The 16,319-nt window shown below is 62.1% G+C and carries 15 protein-coding genes; 5 read left to right on the top strand and 10 right to left on the bottom strand.

The window, feature by feature from the left end:
* The coding region (locus NKJ77_RS29480) for an integrase core domain-containing protein (RefSeq protein WP_352536191.1) at positions 1–695 on the top strand (695 nt) is incomplete at its 5' end.
* A 202-nt stretch (positions 696–897) separates the two neighbouring features.
* Here the strand turns inward: NKJ77_RS29480 and NKJ77_RS29485 are convergent.
* The 7 genes from NKJ77_RS29485 to NKJ77_RS29515 all read right to left on the bottom strand — a co-directional run bounded on the left by NKJ77_RS29485 (position 898) and on the right by NKJ77_RS29515 (position 8,925).
* Complete coding sequence (locus NKJ77_RS29485) at positions 898–1,245, bottom strand: nitrile hydratase accessory protein (protein WP_031196003.1); 348 nt, start codon at positions 1,243–1,245, stop codon at positions 898–900.
* The gene (nthB, locus tag NKJ77_RS29490; RefSeq protein WP_031196002.1) at positions 1,232–1,891 is read right to left on the bottom strand and encodes a nitrile hydratase subunit beta; all 660 of its coding nucleotides are present in this window, start codon (positions 1,889–1,891) and stop codon (positions 1,232–1,234) included. Before nthB ends, NKJ77_RS29485 begins: the two co-directional genes overlap by 14 nt.
* Complete coding sequence (gene nthA, locus NKJ77_RS29495) at positions 1,888–2,511, bottom strand: nitrile hydratase subunit alpha (RefSeq protein ID WP_023832901.1); 624 nt, start codon at positions 2,509–2,511, stop codon at positions 1,888–1,890. Before nthA ends, nthB begins: the two co-directional genes overlap by 4 nt.
* Positions 2,512–2,575: 64 nt before the next feature.
* Positions 2,576–5,737 carry an efflux RND transporter permease subunit gene (locus NKJ77_RS29500; RefSeq protein ID WP_023832900.1) on the bottom strand — a complete coding sequence of 1,054 codons (3,162 nt, stop codon included), beginning with the start codon at positions 5,735–5,737 and terminating at the stop codon, positions 2,576–2,578.
* Positions 5,734–7,023, bottom strand: a complete 1,290-nt coding sequence (locus NKJ77_RS29505; protein ID WP_023832899.1) for an efflux RND transporter periplasmic adaptor subunit — start codon at positions 7,021–7,023, stop codon at positions 5,734–5,736. Before NKJ77_RS29505 ends, NKJ77_RS29500 begins: the two co-directional genes overlap by 4 nt.
* A 225-nt stretch (positions 7,024–7,248) precedes the next feature.
* Positions 7,249–7,845 carry a LysE family translocator gene (locus tag NKJ77_RS29510; RefSeq protein WP_023682076.1) on the bottom strand — a complete coding sequence of 199 codons (597 nt, stop codon included), beginning with the start codon at positions 7,843–7,845 and terminating at the stop codon, positions 7,249–7,251.
* A 123-nt stretch (positions 7,846–7,968) separates the two neighbouring features.
* Positions 7,969–8,925, bottom strand: coding sequence for an acyl-CoA desaturase (locus NKJ77_RS29515; RefSeq protein WP_023832897.1), 957 nt, complete (start codon positions 8,923–8,925; stop codon positions 7,969–7,971).
* A gap of 156 nt (positions 8,926–9,081) precedes the next feature.
* On the opposite strand from NKJ77_RS29515, the gene NKJ77_RS29520 reads away from it, so the two are divergent.
* Complete coding sequence (locus NKJ77_RS29520; protein ID WP_023702997.1) at positions 9,082–9,462, top strand: metalloregulator ArsR/SmtB family transcription factor; 381 nt, start codon at positions 9,082–9,084, stop codon at positions 9,460–9,462.
* 11 nt (positions 9,463–9,473) lie between these two features.
* Here the strand turns inward: NKJ77_RS29520 and ilvN are convergent, their stop codons facing one another.
* The 3 genes from ilvN to NKJ77_RS29535 all read right to left on the bottom strand — a co-directional run bounded on the left by ilvN (position 9,474) and on the right by NKJ77_RS29535 (position 13,218).
* A complete protein-coding gene (ilvN, locus tag NKJ77_RS29525) occupies positions 9,474–10,046 on the bottom strand; it encodes an acetolactate synthase small subunit (RefSeq protein WP_023668352.1) in 573 nt (190 codons plus the stop codon).
* Positions 10,047–10,127: 81 nt separating this feature from the next.
* Entirely contained in the window at positions 10,128–11,924 is a 1,797-nt protein-coding gene (locus NKJ77_RS29530; protein ID WP_023668351.1) for an acetolactate synthase 3 large subunit, read from the bottom strand.
* A 331-nt stretch (positions 11,925–12,255) separates the two neighbouring features.
* Positions 12,256–13,218 carry a DUF1236 domain-containing protein gene (locus NKJ77_RS29535; RefSeq protein ID WP_023668350.1) on the bottom strand — a complete coding sequence of 321 codons (963 nt, stop codon included), beginning with the start codon at positions 13,216–13,218 and terminating at the stop codon, positions 12,256–12,258.
* Positions 13,219–13,801: 583 nt separating this feature from the next.
* Between NKJ77_RS29535 and NKJ77_RS29540 the strand changes: the two genes are divergently transcribed.
* The 3 genes from NKJ77_RS29540 to NKJ77_RS29550 all read left to right on the top strand — a co-directional run bounded on the left by NKJ77_RS29540 (position 13,802) and on the right by NKJ77_RS29550 (position 16,302).
* The gene (locus tag NKJ77_RS29540; RefSeq protein ID WP_023731684.1) at positions 13,802–14,104 is read left to right on the top strand and encodes a DUF1236 domain-containing protein; all 303 of its coding nucleotides are present in this window, start codon (positions 13,802–13,804) and stop codon (positions 14,102–14,104) included.
* A gap of 162 nt (positions 14,105–14,266) precedes the next feature.
* Positions 14,267–15,658, top strand: coding sequence for a sensor histidine kinase (locus NKJ77_RS29545; protein ID WP_023690914.1), 1,392 nt, complete (start codon positions 14,267–14,269; stop codon positions 15,656–15,658).
* Complete coding sequence (locus NKJ77_RS29550) at positions 15,655–16,302, top strand: LuxR C-terminal-related transcriptional regulator (protein WP_023682079.1); 648 nt, start codon at positions 15,655–15,657, stop codon at positions 16,300–16,302. The genes NKJ77_RS29545 and NKJ77_RS29550 overlap by 4 nt, the downstream gene beginning before the upstream one ends.
* The last annotated feature ends 17 nt before the right edge of the window (positions 16,303–16,319 follow it).

Consider the following 16,319-nt stretch of genomic DNA (forward strand, 5'->3'; position numbering starts at 1 on the left):
TGACGGTGATGGATGCGTCGAGCCGCTATCTTCTGGCGCTCGAAGCGACGGGGTCGACGGCCGATAGCGAAGCCTGGCCGGTGTTTGAGCGGCTGTTTGAACAGCATGGCCTGCCGGATCGCTTCAGAAGCGACAATGGCCCGCCCTTCGCATCAGCCGGCGTCAGCGGGCTGACGCCGCTTGTCGTGCGCTTCATCAAGCTTGGCATCACGCTGGAGCGGATCGCACCCGGCAGGCCACAGCAGAACGGACGTCACGAGCGCTTTCACCTGACCATGCTGCCGATGGCCGAGGCACCGGAAGCCGACCGAACGGCACAGGGCCAGGCCTTCGAGACCTTCCGGCAAAGCTACAATGAGGAACGTCCCCATGAGGCGCTGGGCATGGATACGCCCGCCCAGCACTACCGGTCCTCACAGCGCGCCATGCCCAGGACACCACCCGAGCCCGTCTATCCGGCCGAGGCCTCGGTCCGCCGCGTGCGCCACAATGGCGAGATCCGATGGAATGGCGGCTTCATATATGTCTCGCAAGCGCTGGCGGGCGAACCGGTCGCTGCGTTGGAGACCGAAGACGGACAATGGACACTCTCATTCCATGCCCACCCGCTCGGCATCATCGACACACGGCACATGAAGCTTGTCCGCCGCAGCGCCGCGCCAACCAATCCGCTTGGCGCTGCGGCGGACGCATAGGGGGAGAGAAGTGTCACCTATGTATCCGGTTCAAAGTGTTACCCATCTATCGGCTGGACAGCTGGCCGCAGCCTCGGCGCCATCATGAGATGCTTGAGATTGGCGAAACCATGGACGCGAGCGACCCCTCTCCCCGTCGTACGGGGAGAGGATGCCGGCAGGCAGGTGAGGGGCGGCGCAAACATCGCGAGGACTTCATCCCTCACCAATCCACGGGATCGTTCTCCAACAAAATCGGCTTGCCGTGCGGGGTTGCATGCGCGGCGCGTTCCCAGGCGGCGGCGAGCGTGTCGACATCGTTTTTGCCGGCGACGCCCTTGGCCGCCAGCAGCGTTTCCAGCGCCGCCAGCCAATGCTCGTAGTAGTCGTGGCCGTCGCTTGCGGCGCCCGGCTTCTTCACTTGCGCCGACAGCGCATCGGCCCATTCGCTCCACGAAAACAGGCCCTTGTCATGCAGCGCCACCGTCATGGCGAAGGCTTCGGCCTGCCAGGGTTCGGCGAATACCGGTTCGTCCAGACCCGCCGGCAATGCACCTTCAGGCCGGCTCAAGATAGCTCTCCCAGGCATCGATCGAGACGGTCAGCGTCGAGTCGGCGCCCTCGCCCCAGATTTCCGAGCCATCGAAGACCACGGTATAGACCCATTGCGGGTTTTCACCGTTGCCATGCGCGTTGCTGTCGGGGAACACAAAACCGTCACGCACGGCCTCGATAACTCCGTGCTTGCCGCGCGCATAACGCGGTAGCCTTGTGTGGCCGGTGGGATTGAAATTCTTTGTCCGCACCGGGTCGCCGGCCTTGAAGCGCGGCGCCGTCTCAACCGGCCGGTCGCAGGGACTGCCCTTGGCCAGTACCGCCGGCACGTCTTCGGCCTTCAACACCCTTTTGGGCGTCGCCGCCGGATCGACCGCCCGACCTTCCGTCAGATCGCGCTCGCTGACGAAGCCATGGCGCTTCAGCAGCACCTCGAGCGCTTTGATCCATATCTGGTAGTAGCTTGAGGAATAATAGACGGCCGGATGCAGCGATTCCCTGGCGTGCCGGCTCTCGTCGATGTTCCACGCGCCCATGGCGCCGGCAGTCAGCGTCACGCCGAGCGCCCGCCTCTCCCAATCCGCATGGAAGTAAGGCTCGTTCCTTTCGGGCGCGACCGGCCCGAAACCCATCTGTCCACCTAGATCCTGCGGCCCGTTCATGCCGGTACCTTCTTTGTCCCGGGTTCTTTGGCCACCGCCGTGCCGATCATGGCATCGCGGCTGACCAGTTCGGCGAGTTGGTCCTCGCTCCAGCCTTCGGTACCGCCAGGCCGCATCGGCACCACGAGATAGCGCAGTTCGGCAGTCGAATCCCAGACGCGGATGTTTTTCTCCGCCGGTAAGGTCAGCCCGAACTCCTCCAGCACGCCGCGCGGATCGATCACGGCGCGCGAGCGATAGGGCGGCGCCTTGTACCAGACCGGCGGCAGCCCGAGCACCGACCACGGATAGCAGGAGCACAGCGTGCAGACGACGAGGTTGTGCGTCTCGTCCGTGTTGAACACGGCCTGCATGTGCTCGCCCTGGCGGCCGCTATAGCTCAGCGACGCGATCGCTTCCGTCGCGTCGCGCTTCAGCCACTCGGCAAAGGCCGGATCGCTCCAGGCTTTCGCCACCACCCTGGCGCCGTTGCGCGGCCCGATCTTGGTCTCGTAGGTGTCGACGATGACGTCGATCGCCGCCGGATCGATCAGGCCTTTTTCGGTGAGGATAGTTTCCAGCGCGCGCACGCGCGCCGCAAACGAGTCGAGTTCGTTGTCGTGGTCATGATCATGGGACATGACCTCAGATTAGGATCGGCGGCACGCGGCCGCAAGCATGACAGCTTGGGCCACGGGCCATCGCCTATTCGGCGGCGGCCCTTTGCGGCTCGAGCCGATCCTCGGGAGCGAACAGCGAGGCCTGCTCGCCGCTCTCGACCGCATGCAGCTCCGGCCTGTTCTTTTTCGAAGAGAAGAAGCTCATCAGCCAGCCGGAGAAATTCTCGAAATAGACATAGATGACAGGGGTGACGAACAGCGTCAGCGCCTGGGAAGCGAGCAGCCCGCCGACGACCGCGACACCGAGCGGTTGGCGCAGCTCAGCACTGGCGCCGGTGCCGAGCGCGATCGGGAACGTGCCCATCAGCGCCGCCAACGTCGTCATCATGATCGGCCTGAAACGCATCAGGCACGCCTTGTGTATGGACTCCTTGGCCGACATGCCTTCTCGTCGCAGCTCCAGCGCGACGTCGACCATCATGATGCCGTTCTTCTTGACGATGCCGATCAGCATCAGGATGCCGATCACCGCGATCACCGACAGGTCCATGCCGGCAAAGCGCAGCGCGACCACCGCGCCCAGCACCGCCGAAGGCAGGCCGGTCAGGATGGTGAGCGGATGAATGAAGCTCTCATAGAGGATGCCGAGCACGATATAGATGGTCAGAATGGCGCCGCCGATCAGCAGGCCCTGATTGGCGAGCGAATCCTGGAAGGTCTTGGCGGTGCCGGCAAAGCTGGTCGAAATCGCCGGCGGCATGCCGATCTGCTCCTTCAGCGCGGCGATGCGGGCCGTGCTGTCGCCCAGCGCCACGCCTTGCGGCAGATTATAGGAGATGGTGACCGCCGGCAGCTGGCCGAGCTGGTTGACCGTCAGCGCGCCGGCGGTGCGGTCGACGCGGGCAAAGGCGCCGAGCGGCACCAGGCTGCCGCTTGCCGTCCTGACCTGGATGGCCAGCATGCGCTCGGGCGACCATTCGATGTTGGGATCGAGCTCCATGATGACTTCGTAGCTGTCGGCCGAGCCGAAGATCGTCGAGACCTGCTCCGTGCCGAAGCCGCCATAGAGACTGGAGCGCAGCGTGTCGGTGTCGATGCCGAGCGACGCCGCCTTGTCGCGATCGACCACCAGCGTCGCCTGCAATGAATTGTTCTGCAGATCGCTGGTGACGTCGGTGAAATTCGCATGATCGGCCGCCATCGCATCGTTGAGCTTTTGCGCCCATGTGTCGGTCAGGCCGGTATCGAGGCCCTGAACGACGAGCTGGTAGGCGCTGGCGGAAGAACGCGCGCCAAGTCGCAGGTTCTGCACCGGCTGCATATAGGCATCGATCCCCGGCACGACGGCCAGCTGCCGCCGCAGATCCGACAGCACCTTATCGATGTCGGGGCGCTGGCTCTTGTCCTTCAGCTGCACATAGAGCTGGCCCTGGTTCAGCGCATTGTTGCCGCCGCCGGCTGACCAGGCCACATGCGAGACATAGGGCGAACGCGAGAAGACACTTGCCGCCTGGTTCTGCAGCTTGACCATGGCGTCGTAGGAGATGTCCTGCCTGGCGATCGTCGTCACCGAGATCTGGCCGATATCCTCTTGCGGGAAAAAGCCTTTCGGCGAGACCTCGATCAGCCAGACCGACCCTGCCGCCGTGCCGACGAAGACGAGGAACACCAGAAAAGTGTGGCGCAGGCAGAAGGTCAAAAGCCGGTCATAGCCGCGGGTGACGATATCGTGCTTGTGGCCGGGGGCATGCTTGTCGCGATCGGCCTTGGTCACCGACAGCAAGCGCGAACACAGCATCGGCGTCAGTGTCAGCGACACGAACATCGAAGCCAGGATGGCGACCGTCACCACGACGGCGAATTCGTTGAAGATGCGGCCTATGACGCCGCCCATCAAAAGCACGGGGATGAACACCGCCACCAGCGAGATCGAGATCGAGATGATGGTGAAGCCGATCTCGCGCGCGCCTTTCAGCGAGGCATCGAAGGCCGAGAGACCGTCCTCCTCCATGTGGCGAAAGATGTTTTCCAGCATGACGATGGCGTCGTCGACGACGAGGCCGACTGCGAGCGTCAGGCCCATCAGCGAGATGTTGTCGATGGAAAAGCCGAACAGGAACATGGCGCCGAGCGTCGCGATCAGCGAGATCGGCACCGCCACGGCCGGAATGATGGTTGCGGTCACCCGGCGCAGGAAGACGAAGATCACCGTCACCACCAAAGCGATCGTCAGAAGCAGCGTGAACTGGACGTCGTCGACGGCCTGGCGGATCGAGGTCGAACGGTCGTTGAGCAGCTTGATGTCGGCGGCGGCCGGCATTTGGTCCTTGAACGACGGCAGCATCGCCTTGACCTTGTCGACGACGTCGACCGTGTTGGCGTCGGGCTGGCGCTGCACCGCCAGGATGATGGCGCGCGTGCCGTCGTACCAGCTTGCGGTCGTCGTGGTCTCGACCGAGTCGATGACGCGCGTCACCTCGCCCAGCCGCACCGGATGGCCGTTCTTGGTGGCGATGATGAGGTTGGAGAACCCGGCGGCATTGGTGAGCTGCGTGTTGGCCGTGATGGTCAGCTGCTGCTTGTCGTTCTGCAAGACCCCGAGCGGCGTGTTGGAATTGGCCGAGGCGATCGCCGTCTGCAGCTGGTCGATCGAAATGCCGCGCGCCGCCAGCGCCGTCGGGTCGATCTGCACGCGCACCGCATATTTCTGCTGGCCGAAGATCGACACCTGCGCCACGCCGTCGATGGTCGACAGCGAGGGCGAGATGACGTTTTCGGCGAAGGCGTCGAGGTCGGTGAGCGGAACCGTGTCGCTGACCAGCGACATCAGAAGGATCGGCGCGTCGGCCGGATTGACCTTGCGATAGCTCGGCGGCGACGTCATCTCCGGCGGCAACTGCCGCTGCGTGCGCGCGATCGCCGCCTGCACGTCGGCGGCCGCCGCGTCGATATCCCGGTTGAGCACGAACTGGATGGCAATGGACGTGCGTCCCAGCGAATTGCTGGTCGAGATCGAATCGATGCCGGCGATGGTGGCGAACTGCTTGATCAGCGGCGTCGCCACCGAAGTGGCCATGGTTTCGGGCGAAGCGCCGGCCAGGGTGGCCGAGACGTTGACGACCGGGAATTCGGCGCTCGGCAGCGCCGCCACCGGCAGGAACTTGTAGGCAAACAGCCCGCCCAGCACGAGGGCGAACGACATCAGCAGCGTGGCGACAGGCCTGCGTATGCAGAATTCGGAAATCATTGGGCAGCCGCCTTGCCGGCCTCGGCGACCTTGGGAGCAGCTTGATCACCGCTGGCCGCCTTGCCTTCGTGAATGGCGGCGCCGTCCTTCAGCCTGGTCTGGCCCTCGACCACCACCTTCTCGCCTGATTTGACGCCCTCGCTGATGGCGCTGTTTTCGCCTTCGGTCAGCGCCACCTGCACCGGTCGCATCTCGACCGTGTTGTCGGGCTTGACGACATAGACGAACGGTCCCTTTTGGCTAGGCTGCACGGCCACGGTCGGGATGGATGTCATCTGCGGCATGATGCCGGCGTCGAGCACGACATTCACATATTGCCCGGGCCACAGCGAAAGATCGGCGTTGGGGATGCTCGCCCGTGTCGCGATGGTGCCGGAAGCGGTGTCGACGCTGGAATCGACGAAGTCGAGCGTGCCTCTGCCGATCGGCGTCGGGTCGCCGTCCTTGGTCAGCGTGACTGCCCCCTGCTGCGGGTTGGCCAGCGCCTTGTGCAGCAGCGCCAGGTTGCTCTCCGGCAGGTTGAAGTTGACTTGCAGCGGATCCATCTCGGTGATCGTCACCAGCGGCGTGGCCGTGCTCGAGTTGCCGTTGCTCAAGGTGACGAGGTCACCGACCGAAACGTTGACCGCCCCCAGCCGGCCGGCAATCGGCGCCTTGATGCTGGCAAAGCCGAGCTGGACATTGTCGGCGTCGATCGTCGCCTTGTCGGCATCGACCGTCGCCGCGGCAGCCTTTTGCGCCGCCACCGCCTGATCGTAGGTCTGCTGCGTGCCGGCCTGCTTGGCGACGAGATCCTTGGCGCGCTGGAGGTCGGAGCCCGAACTGGTCAGCAGGGCCTGGTCCTTGGCGAGCGTCGCCTGATCCTTGGCAAGCTGCGCCTTGAGCGCCCTGTCGTCGAGCGAGAACAGCAGGTCGCCGGCCTTCACCATCTGGCCGTCCTTGACGTCGATCGATACGATCTGGCTGGACACGCGGGCGTTGATGTTGACCACGGCCGGCGAAGACACGAAGCCGATGGCGTAACGGCGGATTGGAAAATCGGCCATTGTCGCAGTGGCCGAGACGATCGAGGCCGAACGGGCGGCATTACCGCCGGCGCCGGATTTGCCCCCAGCCTTGTCGGCCGAAGCCTTGTCCGATCCAGCCGGCTTGTCCGTTGCTGCCGCCTGCCTGGCGCCCGGCAGCATCTGCTGCAGACTGCTCATTGCCGCCGGCGAAAAATAGACCCATGCCGCGGCGACACAGGCCGCTGCCACCACCACCGCCAGAACGACTTTTCCGCGCATCGACTAAAAGCCCTATGATCCGACACGCCGAACCCGGTGGTCTCATTCTACCCAATCACGGCGCCTTGCCGCGATCTCGCCGAAGTAGATAGGACGCACATTTGTCGGAAAAGGGCCAAAACACGGCATTACGAAGATTTAATGTGCACTGCACAATGACTATGCAGCCGGCTCAGCAGTCGGAAAACCAGCCAGGATGCGGTTGAGATTTCAGGCCGGATGCGTCTATTTCAGCATCGGCCAGAGCGTCGCCGCCAGGAGCACGCCCATGGCGATGTTGAACCATTTCAGCCGCACCGGATCCGACAGGAATCCGCGCAGCGCCGTGCCGAAGCCGGCCCACACCGAGACGCTCGGCAGGTTGACGACGGTGAAGGCGATCGCGATCAGCGCCACCGACAGGAACGGGTGGTCCGGATTGGAGTAGACGGCCATGGCGGTGATCGCCATCACCCAGGCTTTCGCATTGACCCACTGGAATGCGGCTGCCTCGATGAAGCGCATCGGCCGTGCCTCCGTCTCACCCTTGCTGGACAGCGAGCGCGACATGGCGATCTTCCAGGCGAGATAGAGCAGATAGGCAGCGCCGGCGATCTTCAATCCGGTGTGCAAGGCCGGAAACGCCGTAAGCACCGCGCCCAGGCCAAAGCCGACAGCAAGCAACAGCACCAGGAAACCCATGCTGATGCCCAGCATATGCGGAATGGTTCTGACCAGGCCGAAATTCACGCCCGACGCCAAGAGCATGAGGTTGTTCGGCCCCGGCGTGATCGAGGTCACGAAGGCGTAGACCAAAAGGGCAAGGAAAGCGTCGAGGGTCATGACGGCTCACAAAGGTCAGCAATGCTGACTTAAATCGACAGAGCGCTGGACGCAACCTCATTCCATTGGTCCAAAGCGCTCCGCCGTGATCCGTCTATCCCGAGCCAGCCAGGCCGGCACAGTCTACCTGCCGTGGGCCCGCGCCGACAACAGGCTGGGAGCGGCGGCCGCCTCCTGACGGCCAGCCACACGCCGCAGGCCTTTGCGCCTCGGCGTGTTCCCGGGAAGCTTCACGCCATGCGCGAGGCCGAGGGCAGCCAGGATGCGGATGAAGAGCCAGCCGAGATCGATCTGCCCGAGTTCCAGGCCGAGCTTTGCGGATTCGGGAAACGCATGGTGATTGCCGTGGAAACTCTCGCCAAAGGTCACCAGGCCGAAACGCGGCAGGTTGTAGCCCTGCACGGCAACGCCATCGACGCGCCAGCCCTGCTGCCCGCTGCGATGTGCGAAATGCCCGACCAGCCAATGCCCGGTCAGCGACACGGAGATACGCACCGCAATGCCCCAGACCACCCAGCTCCACCCGCCGAGGAGCAAGAAAAGGATCGCCCACGGCAGTTGCTGCAGCATCCAGGTCCGCTCGACGAATTTGTAGAAGCGGTCGTTTCTGATCGACGGCTCGATGACGAAGTCAGGCGGATTGCGCAACGCTACGGCGCAATGCATTTGCCAGAAAGCGTCGGTGAAGAAAGGCCGGCGGTGGGCGTGCAGGTCGTGACAAGCCGTCTGGCGCTGCGCCCAGTCTCGTATGTCATGCGCATAGATCATGCCGAACGGACCGGCCATGCCGACGAGCGTCCCGAGATAGACCAGCGCGTGTTCGAGCCAGATGTGAACCTTGAACGAGCGATGGATGAGCAGGCGATGCATGCCGACCGAGTGTCCGGCGCAGATCGTCACCGCCGTCGTCGCTACGAACAGGGCGAAAGCGCTCCAGCTGAAGGTCAGCGGCCCGAACACCAACGCAATCAGCGTCATCGCACCGACCCAGATCGACTTGGCCGGCATCCAGACGACCTCGCCATCTTCGGCATCGCTCAAGGGCTGCGAGATCATTCTGCCTGTGGATATGGTCTTCATCGGCACCCCTCCTCTGCAGGAAACATTTCCGGACCAAAGAGCCTTGCCTTCCGGCGCGCCGGCGCTTATTTAGGCAATAAGCTAACTATCTACTATTCCGATTTAGGTATTTAGGCAATAGACTAAATACCGGAAGCGAAACGACAGAGGCAGGCGGTGATCGAAGACAATGCAGCGGATGGCGACACGGCTATCGGGGCAAGCAGCGCCATACAGCGCGTGTTCGAGGCGCTCTCATCGCAGCCGAGGCGCAAGATCCTCGCCTATCTCGCCCACTCCTCGCTGACCGCGGGCGAGATCGCGGCGCGCTTCGACATGTCGAAGCCGTCGATCTCGCAGCATCTGAGCATCCTGGAGACGGCCGGCCTCATCGCCAGGGAGCGGCAGGGACAATTCATCCGCTACTCGCTGGTCCAGAACAATCTGGTTAACACGCTGAACGGCTTCGTCCAGGACGTCTGTCCGGTATCGCGCCCGATCAAAAGGGAGAGTAAGAATCTGGCGAGCGGCAAGGTCGATCCCAAGCCGGTAAAATAGTTGGACTGAGACTACATCCCTTGCGGGCCGCGGTTCATCGCCGCCACGCCGGTGCGGCAGATCTCGACCAGGCCGAGCGGCTTCATGATGGCGATGAACTGGTCGAGCTTCGAACCCTTGCCGGTAATCTCGAAGATGAAGTGCTCGGTGTTGGCGTCGATGACCGAAGCGCGAAAAGCGTCCGCCAGACGCAGCGCCTCGACGCGGGCTTCGCCGGTGCCGGCGACCTTGACCAGCGCCAACTCGCGTTCCAGCGGCCGCTCCTGGCCGAACTCGTGCGAGCGCACGGTGAGATCGACGACGCGATGCACCGGTACGATGCGTTCGAGCTGGTGCTTGATCTGCTCCAGCACATGCGGCGTGCCGCGCGTCACGATGGTGATGCGCGACAGGTGCTTCTCGTGTTCGGTCTCGGAGACGGTGAGGCTCTCGATGTTATAACCGCGGCCGGAAAAGAGGCCGATGACCCGGGCAAGCACACCGGGCTCATTGTCGACCAGCACGGAGAGCGTGTGGTTCTCCGGCTTTTCCGTTTCCTTGGCGATGAAATAGGCGGAGCCGGTCGGTTGAAGCTGTGCGTTCATGACATGAATCTCGATTTCAGACTTTGAGCTAATTCTCTGTTTGCGCACGGCTTCTCGCGACAGCCCTGCCCCGGCTTGGACCTAGACCAGTTCCCTGCCCTTGGCGTCGATGGCGTTGGCCACGGCTTCGTCGGTCGCCTCGTCGGGCAGGAGCATTTCATTATGCGCCTTGCCCGACGGGATCATCGGGAAGCAGTTGGCGAGCGTCGCCACCCGGCAATCGAACAGCACCGGCTTCTTCACCGCGATCATCTCCTTGATCGCATCGTCCAGCTCGTCCGGTTTCTCGCAGCGAATGCCATGACCGCCATATGCGTCGGCCAGCTTGACGAAGTCGGGCATCGCTTCGGTGTAGGAATGCGACAGACGGTTGCCGTGCAGCAGCTGCTGCCACTGGCGCACCATGCCCATATACTGGTTGTTGAGGATGAAGATCTTGATCGGCGCATTGTGCTGCACCGCCGCGCTCATCTCCTGCATCGTCATCTGCACCGAGGCATCGCCTGCGATGTCGATGACCAGCGCATCCGGGTGCGCGATCTGCACGCCGAGCGCCGCCGGCAGGCCGTATCCCATCGTGCCCAACCCGCCCGACGTCATCCAGCGGTTCGGTTTCTCGAAATGATAGTGCTGCGCCGCCCACATCTGGTGCTGGCCGACCTCGGTGGTGATGTAGGTGTCCATGTCCTTGGTCAGTTCGTAGAGCCGCTGGATGGCATATTGCGGCATGATCACATCGTGGTTCATCTTGAACGCGAGCGAGTCACGCGCGCGCCATTTGGCGATCTGCTCCCACCAGGGATGGAGCGCCTTCTTGTCGGCCTTGGCGCTCGCCCGCCACAGCCGCACCATGTCCTCCAGCACCCGGCCGACATCGCCGATGATGGGCACTTCCGTGTGCACGTTCTTGTTGATCGACGATGGATCGATGTCGATGTGGATCTTCTTCGAGTTGGGCGAGAAGGCGGTCAGCCGTCCGGTGATGCGGTCGTCGAAGCGCGCGCCGATGCAGATCATCACGTCGCAATCATGCATCGCCATATTGGCTTCATAAGTGCCGTGCATGCCCAGCATGCCCATCCAGTTCTTGCCCGATGCCGGATACGCGCCGAGGCCCATCAGCGTCGAGGTGATCGGGAAGCCGGTGAGGTCGACCAGTTCGCGCAGCAGATGGCTGGCCTCCGGACCGGAGTTGATGACGCCGCCGCCCGAATAGATGATCGGCTTCTTGGCGCTGGCCATCAGTTCGACGGCGGCCTTGATCTTTTCCAGGTCGCCCTGGACCTTCGGCTGGTAGCTGGTGCGCGGCGCCGCCTGCGGCGGCACATAGATGCCTTTGGCGAACTGCACATCCTTCGGAATGTCGACCACCACCGGGCCGGGGCGGCCGGTCGTCGCGACATGGAAGGCCTCATGGATGGTGGCGGCCAATTCGTTGACGTCCTTCACCAGCCAGTTGTGCTTGGTGCAGGGGCGCGTGATGCCGACCGTGTCGCACTCCTGGAACGCGTCGGAGCCGATCAGCGAAGTCGGCACCTGCCCGGTCAGGCAGACCAGCGGGATCGAATCCATCAGCGCATCCTGCAGCGGCGTCACCGCATTGGTGGCGCCCGGGCCGGAGGTCACCAGCATGACGCCGGCCTTGCCGGTCGAGCGGGCATAGCCTTCGGCCGCATGCCCTGCGCCTTGCTCGTGGCGGACGAGGATGTGCTCGACCTCGTCCTGCTGGAAGATTTCGTCATAGATCGGAAGCACCGCGCCGCCGGGATAACCGAAGACATGCTTGACGCCATTGTCCTTCAGCGCCTGCACCACCATTTCGGCGCCAGTCATTTCCCTGTTTGGCATTTCGCGCCGTTCGTTCTGTCCGTTGCTCATCGGTCTGGTCCCGTACTTCTAGCCATGAGGCGATTGCTGGTCGTTTAGTCGTGTTTCGGGCAATAAAAAAGGCCCCCGATGGGAGCCTGTGTGTTGCGCATGGGAGGTTTTCGCCCGGCGGTTACACCGCCTTGCCCACGCGCTTTCCTACGAGAATGAGTGCCTTTTTCATCGTGGCGGACACTACGAGGGTGAAAGGCAGGGTGTCAACGGGAAAAACGCGCGATGCGAAAGACAAAGCAAGTGGCCCGCCGCCTCTGGTCGGCGGGCCACCGCGGCGCATACGATACCCCTCAATCGCACCGCGCCGGGAACAAGAGTCACTGCCGTGTCACGTCAGGATCAGCACGATCTTGTACGTATCCGGGTCGACGATGACGATGCGCCCGTCGGCCAGCACGAAGTACTCATAGGATTCGTAGGCCGGGACGATCTTGACAATGCGCGCCGGCAGACGGTGCAGGCGCACTTTGTGCCGCGGCACCTCGATGCCGACCGAAATGTCGAAGTCTACGTTCTTCACCGGCTCAACCCTGGTCTCGTGGATGATCTGCGTGACCTGCGTCTTCTGCTCGACGGTCACGTTGTTGATCGAGGCCGTATTGCCCTGGTCGGTCTGAACGTTTGTGTTGCCCTGAGCGTTCTGCTCGGTGGTGGTCCCGGCCTTGCCCTGGGCCTGCTGGTCCGTGCTGGTGCCGGTCTGGCCCTGAGCGTTCTGCTCGGTGCTGGTCCCGGCTTTGCCCTGAGCCTGCTTCTCGGTGCTGGTGCCGGTCTGGCCCTGAGCGTTCTGCTCGGTGCTGGTCCCGGCCTTGCCTTGGGCCTGTTCATCCGTCTTGAGCTTGGCCTTGCCCTGAGCCTGCTTCTCGGTGCTGGTGCCGGTCTGGCCCTGAGCATTCTGCTCGGTGCTGGTCCCGGCCTTGCCCTGGGCCTGTTCATCCGTCTTGAGCTTGGCCTTGCCCTGAGCCTGCTGATCGGTCGTGGCGCCGGCCTGACCCTGAGCATTCTGCTCGGTACTGGTCCCGGCCTTGCCCTGTGCCTGTTCATCCGTCTTGAGCTTGGCTTTGCCCTGAGCCTGCTGATCGGTCGTGGCGCCAGCCTGGCCCTGTGCATTCTGATCGGTCTGTGACTTCATCTTGCCTTGCGCCTGTTCGCCGGCCTTGCCGCCCTTCTGGCAATCGGCCGCGCCGGCGGCGCAGTTGTCGCCACCGCTCGGCTGCACGGCCTGGGTCTGGGCGATCGCGGCGCCGCACCCGACGCCAAGCGCAATCATGCTCGTGATCAACACATGTTTCATCTGCTTTCTCCTTTAAAGAGTCGGTCCCTCAGCCTAGCCAACTCTGCCAAAAATACTTTGTTCCACATTTTGTGAATAAAATCGGGCTTCTAAGAAGACCAATGAATGTTGGCAGTAATTTTGCAACAATCACCTACAAATTGCATCAAACAATTAATGCAACGCAACATTTTGTTTTTTCCTGAGCTTGTGATCCCATAGCGATGACACCAGCCTCACAAGCTTAGAAGTACTCCCGTCGTCATGACCAGGATGGCTACCCCGAAAACAGGCAAGAGCAACCATCGTGCCTGATGGACGCTGTTGTCCATTAACGCCTCCCACAAGTGCTGATCTCAACGATGCCGAGAACCCTGTGTTCCGCCCTGAGGAGGCTCTAGGACCTCTACAGCCTGGCACCAGACTTTGGTCCCTCCCCCTATCGTCCATTGGCCCGATGACGCCCGGACCGAAGCCCCACGCGGGAACGCAGCCGCGAAAAGCCCGTTCGGCTCCCGGTGTGCATCAACCTCATCAACACCCCCCGTATCGGAATCGAGCTCGCGCAAGATGCATGAGCGTTGCTCGCATGAAGGAGAGAATCATGACGACCATGTACCAGTCGACCGCAATTGCCGGATTCTTGCTGCTCGCGAGCGCGGGCGTAGTTGCCGCTCAAGACGTCATCATCGCGCCGGAGCAGGAAACGGTTGTGCGCGAATACGTGAAAAAGCAGCCCCTTGCGTCGGTGAAGATTCCAGGTGTCGAATTGAACGTGGGGACCGCCATTCCCGACACGGTGGAACTGCATGAAGTGCCGAGCGTCAAGTATCGCTACGTTGTGGTCGACGGGCGAACCGTGCTGGTCGACCCCGGCACGCGGAAGATCGTCAAGATCATACAGTAACGCTGATCCCACCGCCGTTCCCCGCGGGTGGCGGTGGGATCATGCCCTGAAATTGCGGTTTCCCCGGCATTCAACCTAGCGCTTGCTCGCACCATCGACCGTTCTAGATGTAGGATGGCTTAGGCATTTTGGCACGGCCAAAGTCGCGGGGTCGGTTGAGACGTGCGCTACATTGATAGTCTCTATCAAAACTGGAACAGGCTATCGTTGGCTTGGCAGTTCATCATAGTCGGAAGCATTGGGCTGCTGTCGCTGATGCTGGTCGTCGGCCTATGGGTCACCTCGCAAATACGAGATGGAGTGATCCGCAACTCTGCAAGCACGACCGCGCTTTACGTCGACAGTGTCATCGCGCCAATCCTGCCGGATATGCGCAAAAGCCAGCAGCTCAGCGACACCGTTAAACGGGCACTCGATGAAACCCTGGACCAGGGTGCTCTCGGAAAAAAACTGGCGTCGTTCGTGCTTTGGCGGCGTGATGGCAAGGTGCTGTACGCCAAAGACGCGGCTCTTATTGGCCAGACCTTCGAGCCAAATGCGAACTTGCTGCATGCGTTCGGCGGAAACGTGGTGGCGCAATTCAATGATCTGGACGAAAATGAAAGGAAGGAACGCAAGAGCCCCACCGCCTCGCTGCTCGAGATCTACAATCCGGTTCGAGAGCCGTGGTCGGGCGATGTTGTGGCCGTTTCCGAGTTCTACGAGATAGCCGACGATCTTCAGGGCACTTTAAACTCGGCACTATGGTCGAGCTGGCTGCTCGTGGCTGGCGCGACCGCGGTCGCCTTGGCGATGCTCTCGGGAATCGTGCTTCGCGGCAGCAGCACTATCGAAACGCAGCGTTCAGCGCTTGAGACACAAGTGGCGGAGCTTCAGTTGCTTTTGGAGCAGAATTCCGCTTTGCGGGAGCGCGTCCAGCAGGCGTCGCGCCGCGCAACGGCAATCAACGAACGTTACTTGCGTCGCATCGGGTCTGATTTGCATGACGGTCCAGCTCAGCTCGTCGCACTGGCTGCGCTGCGCATGGACAGCCCTCTACTGCTCGATCCCGCCGCATCCCCAAGCCACCGCAAGACCGAGATCGCCGATATCCATCATACGTTGGATGAGGCGATGCGGGAGATCCGCGCCATCTGCACCGGCCTCGTGCTGCCACAGATCGAAGCTTCGACAGTCGCGGAGATATTGCGGCTTGCGGTTGCCGAACATGAACGCCGTACAGCCTCTTCCGTATCGCTTTCACTGCCATCTCGCCTGCCCGACCTGGGGACGTCCGAGAAAATAAGCATCTTTCGCTTCGCGCAGGAGGGGCTAAACAATGCCTGGCGACACGGTCTGGGCAAGGGGCAGGCTGTCAAGGCGAGAGTGACGCAGGGCAAGCTCCTCATTCAAGTGCTTGATCACGGCCCTGGATTCCAGTCGGGATCGTGTGAAGGACTTGGACTCGCCGGTATGAGGGAACGTATCGAAAGTATCGGAGGTCACTTCGAGACCTTTTCGAGCCCCAGGGGGACCCGGCTGACCATAACGCTCAACATCGAGGACCAGAAATGACCGCTCCCATAAGGATTGCCATTGTTGATGATCATCCGCTGTTTCGCGAGGGTGTGGCTCGCAGCCTCGCCGAAATCGGCGGCTTCGAAGTCGTTGGTGCGGGCGAAACCGCGGCGGATGCCGAACAGCTTGCGGCCTTGGCAAATCCCGACATATTGCTGCTCGACATCAGTTTGCCGGGAGGGGGTCTGGCGGCAGCGGAAAATATTCTTGCAACTCAGCCTGACTGCAAGATCGTCATGCTCACCGTCTCGGAGGCGAACGCCGATTTGGCGACGGCGCTCAGGCTGGGCGTACGCGGATATGTGCTGAAAGGGATTGGGGCGGCATCGCTGGCCGAGGTGCTGACTTATATAGCCGCAGGAAAAAAATATGTTTCGCCGACCCTGTCAGCGCAGCTTTTGAATGAACTGATCCGGCCGGAAAAGCGCACAACCGATCTCGTTGCCAATCTCTCGGGACGCGAGCTTGGGATAATCTCCTTGGTAGGCGAAGGACTGAGCAATAAAGAAGTCGCCAAACGTCTCAACCTGCAGGAGAAAACGGTAAAACACCACATGACTCGGATATTTCAAAAGCTAAAGGTGCGAAACCGCACCGAAGCAGCCATTCTTATGCACGCGCCCAAAACGGGTCTTGTATAGGGAGATCGGGGCTTGTC

Source organism: Mesorhizobium sp. M0052 (assembly GCF_040323255.1).
Classification (GTDB): Bacteria; Pseudomonadota; Alphaproteobacteria; order Rhizobiales; family Rhizobiaceae; genus Mesorhizobium.

What these genes read in the sequence shown, in the direction of transcription:
- nthB (WP_031196002.1), bottom strand. Translation starts at nt 1,891, where the DNA reads ATGAACGGGCCGCAGGATCTAGGTGGACAGATGGGTTTCGGGCCGGTC.
- nthA (WP_023832901.1), bottom strand. Translation starts at nt 2,511, where the DNA reads ATGTCCCATGATCATGACCACGACAACGAACTCGACTCGTTTGCGGCG.
- NKJ77_RS29500 (WP_023832900.1), bottom strand. Translation starts at nt 5,737, where the DNA reads ATGATTTCCGAATTCTGCATACGCAGGCCTGTCGCCACGCTGCTGATG.
- NKJ77_RS29505 (WP_023832899.1), bottom strand. Translation starts at nt 7,023, where the DNA reads ATGCGCGGAAAAGTCGTTCTGGCGGTGGTGGTGGCAGCGGCCTGTGTC.
- NKJ77_RS29510 (WP_023682076.1), bottom strand. Translation starts at nt 7,845, where the DNA reads ATGACCCTCGACGCTTTCCTTGCCCTTTTGGTCTACGCCTTCGTGACC.
- NKJ77_RS29515 (WP_023832897.1), bottom strand. Translation starts at nt 8,925, where the DNA reads ATGAAGACCATATCCACAGGCAGAATGATCTCGCAGCCCTTGAGCGAT.
- ilvN (WP_023668352.1), bottom strand. Translation starts at nt 10,046, where the DNA reads ATGAACGCACAGCTTCAACCGACCGGCTCCGCCTATTTCATCGCCAAG.
- NKJ77_RS29530 (WP_023668351.1), bottom strand. Translation starts at nt 11,924, where the DNA reads ATGAGCAACGGACAGAACGAACGGCGCGAAATGCCAAACAGGGAAATG.
- NKJ77_RS29535 (WP_023668350.1), bottom strand. Translation starts at nt 13,218, where the DNA reads ATGAAACATGTGTTGATCACGAGCATGATTGCGCTTGGCGTCGGGTGC.
- NKJ77_RS29540 (WP_023731684.1), top strand. Translation starts at nt 13,802, where the DNA reads ATGACGACCATGTACCAGTCGACCGCAATTGCCGGATTCTTGCTGCTC.
- NKJ77_RS29550 (WP_023682079.1), top strand. Translation starts at nt 15,655, where the DNA reads ATGACCGCTCCCATAAGGATTGCCATTGTTGATGATCATCCGCTGTTT.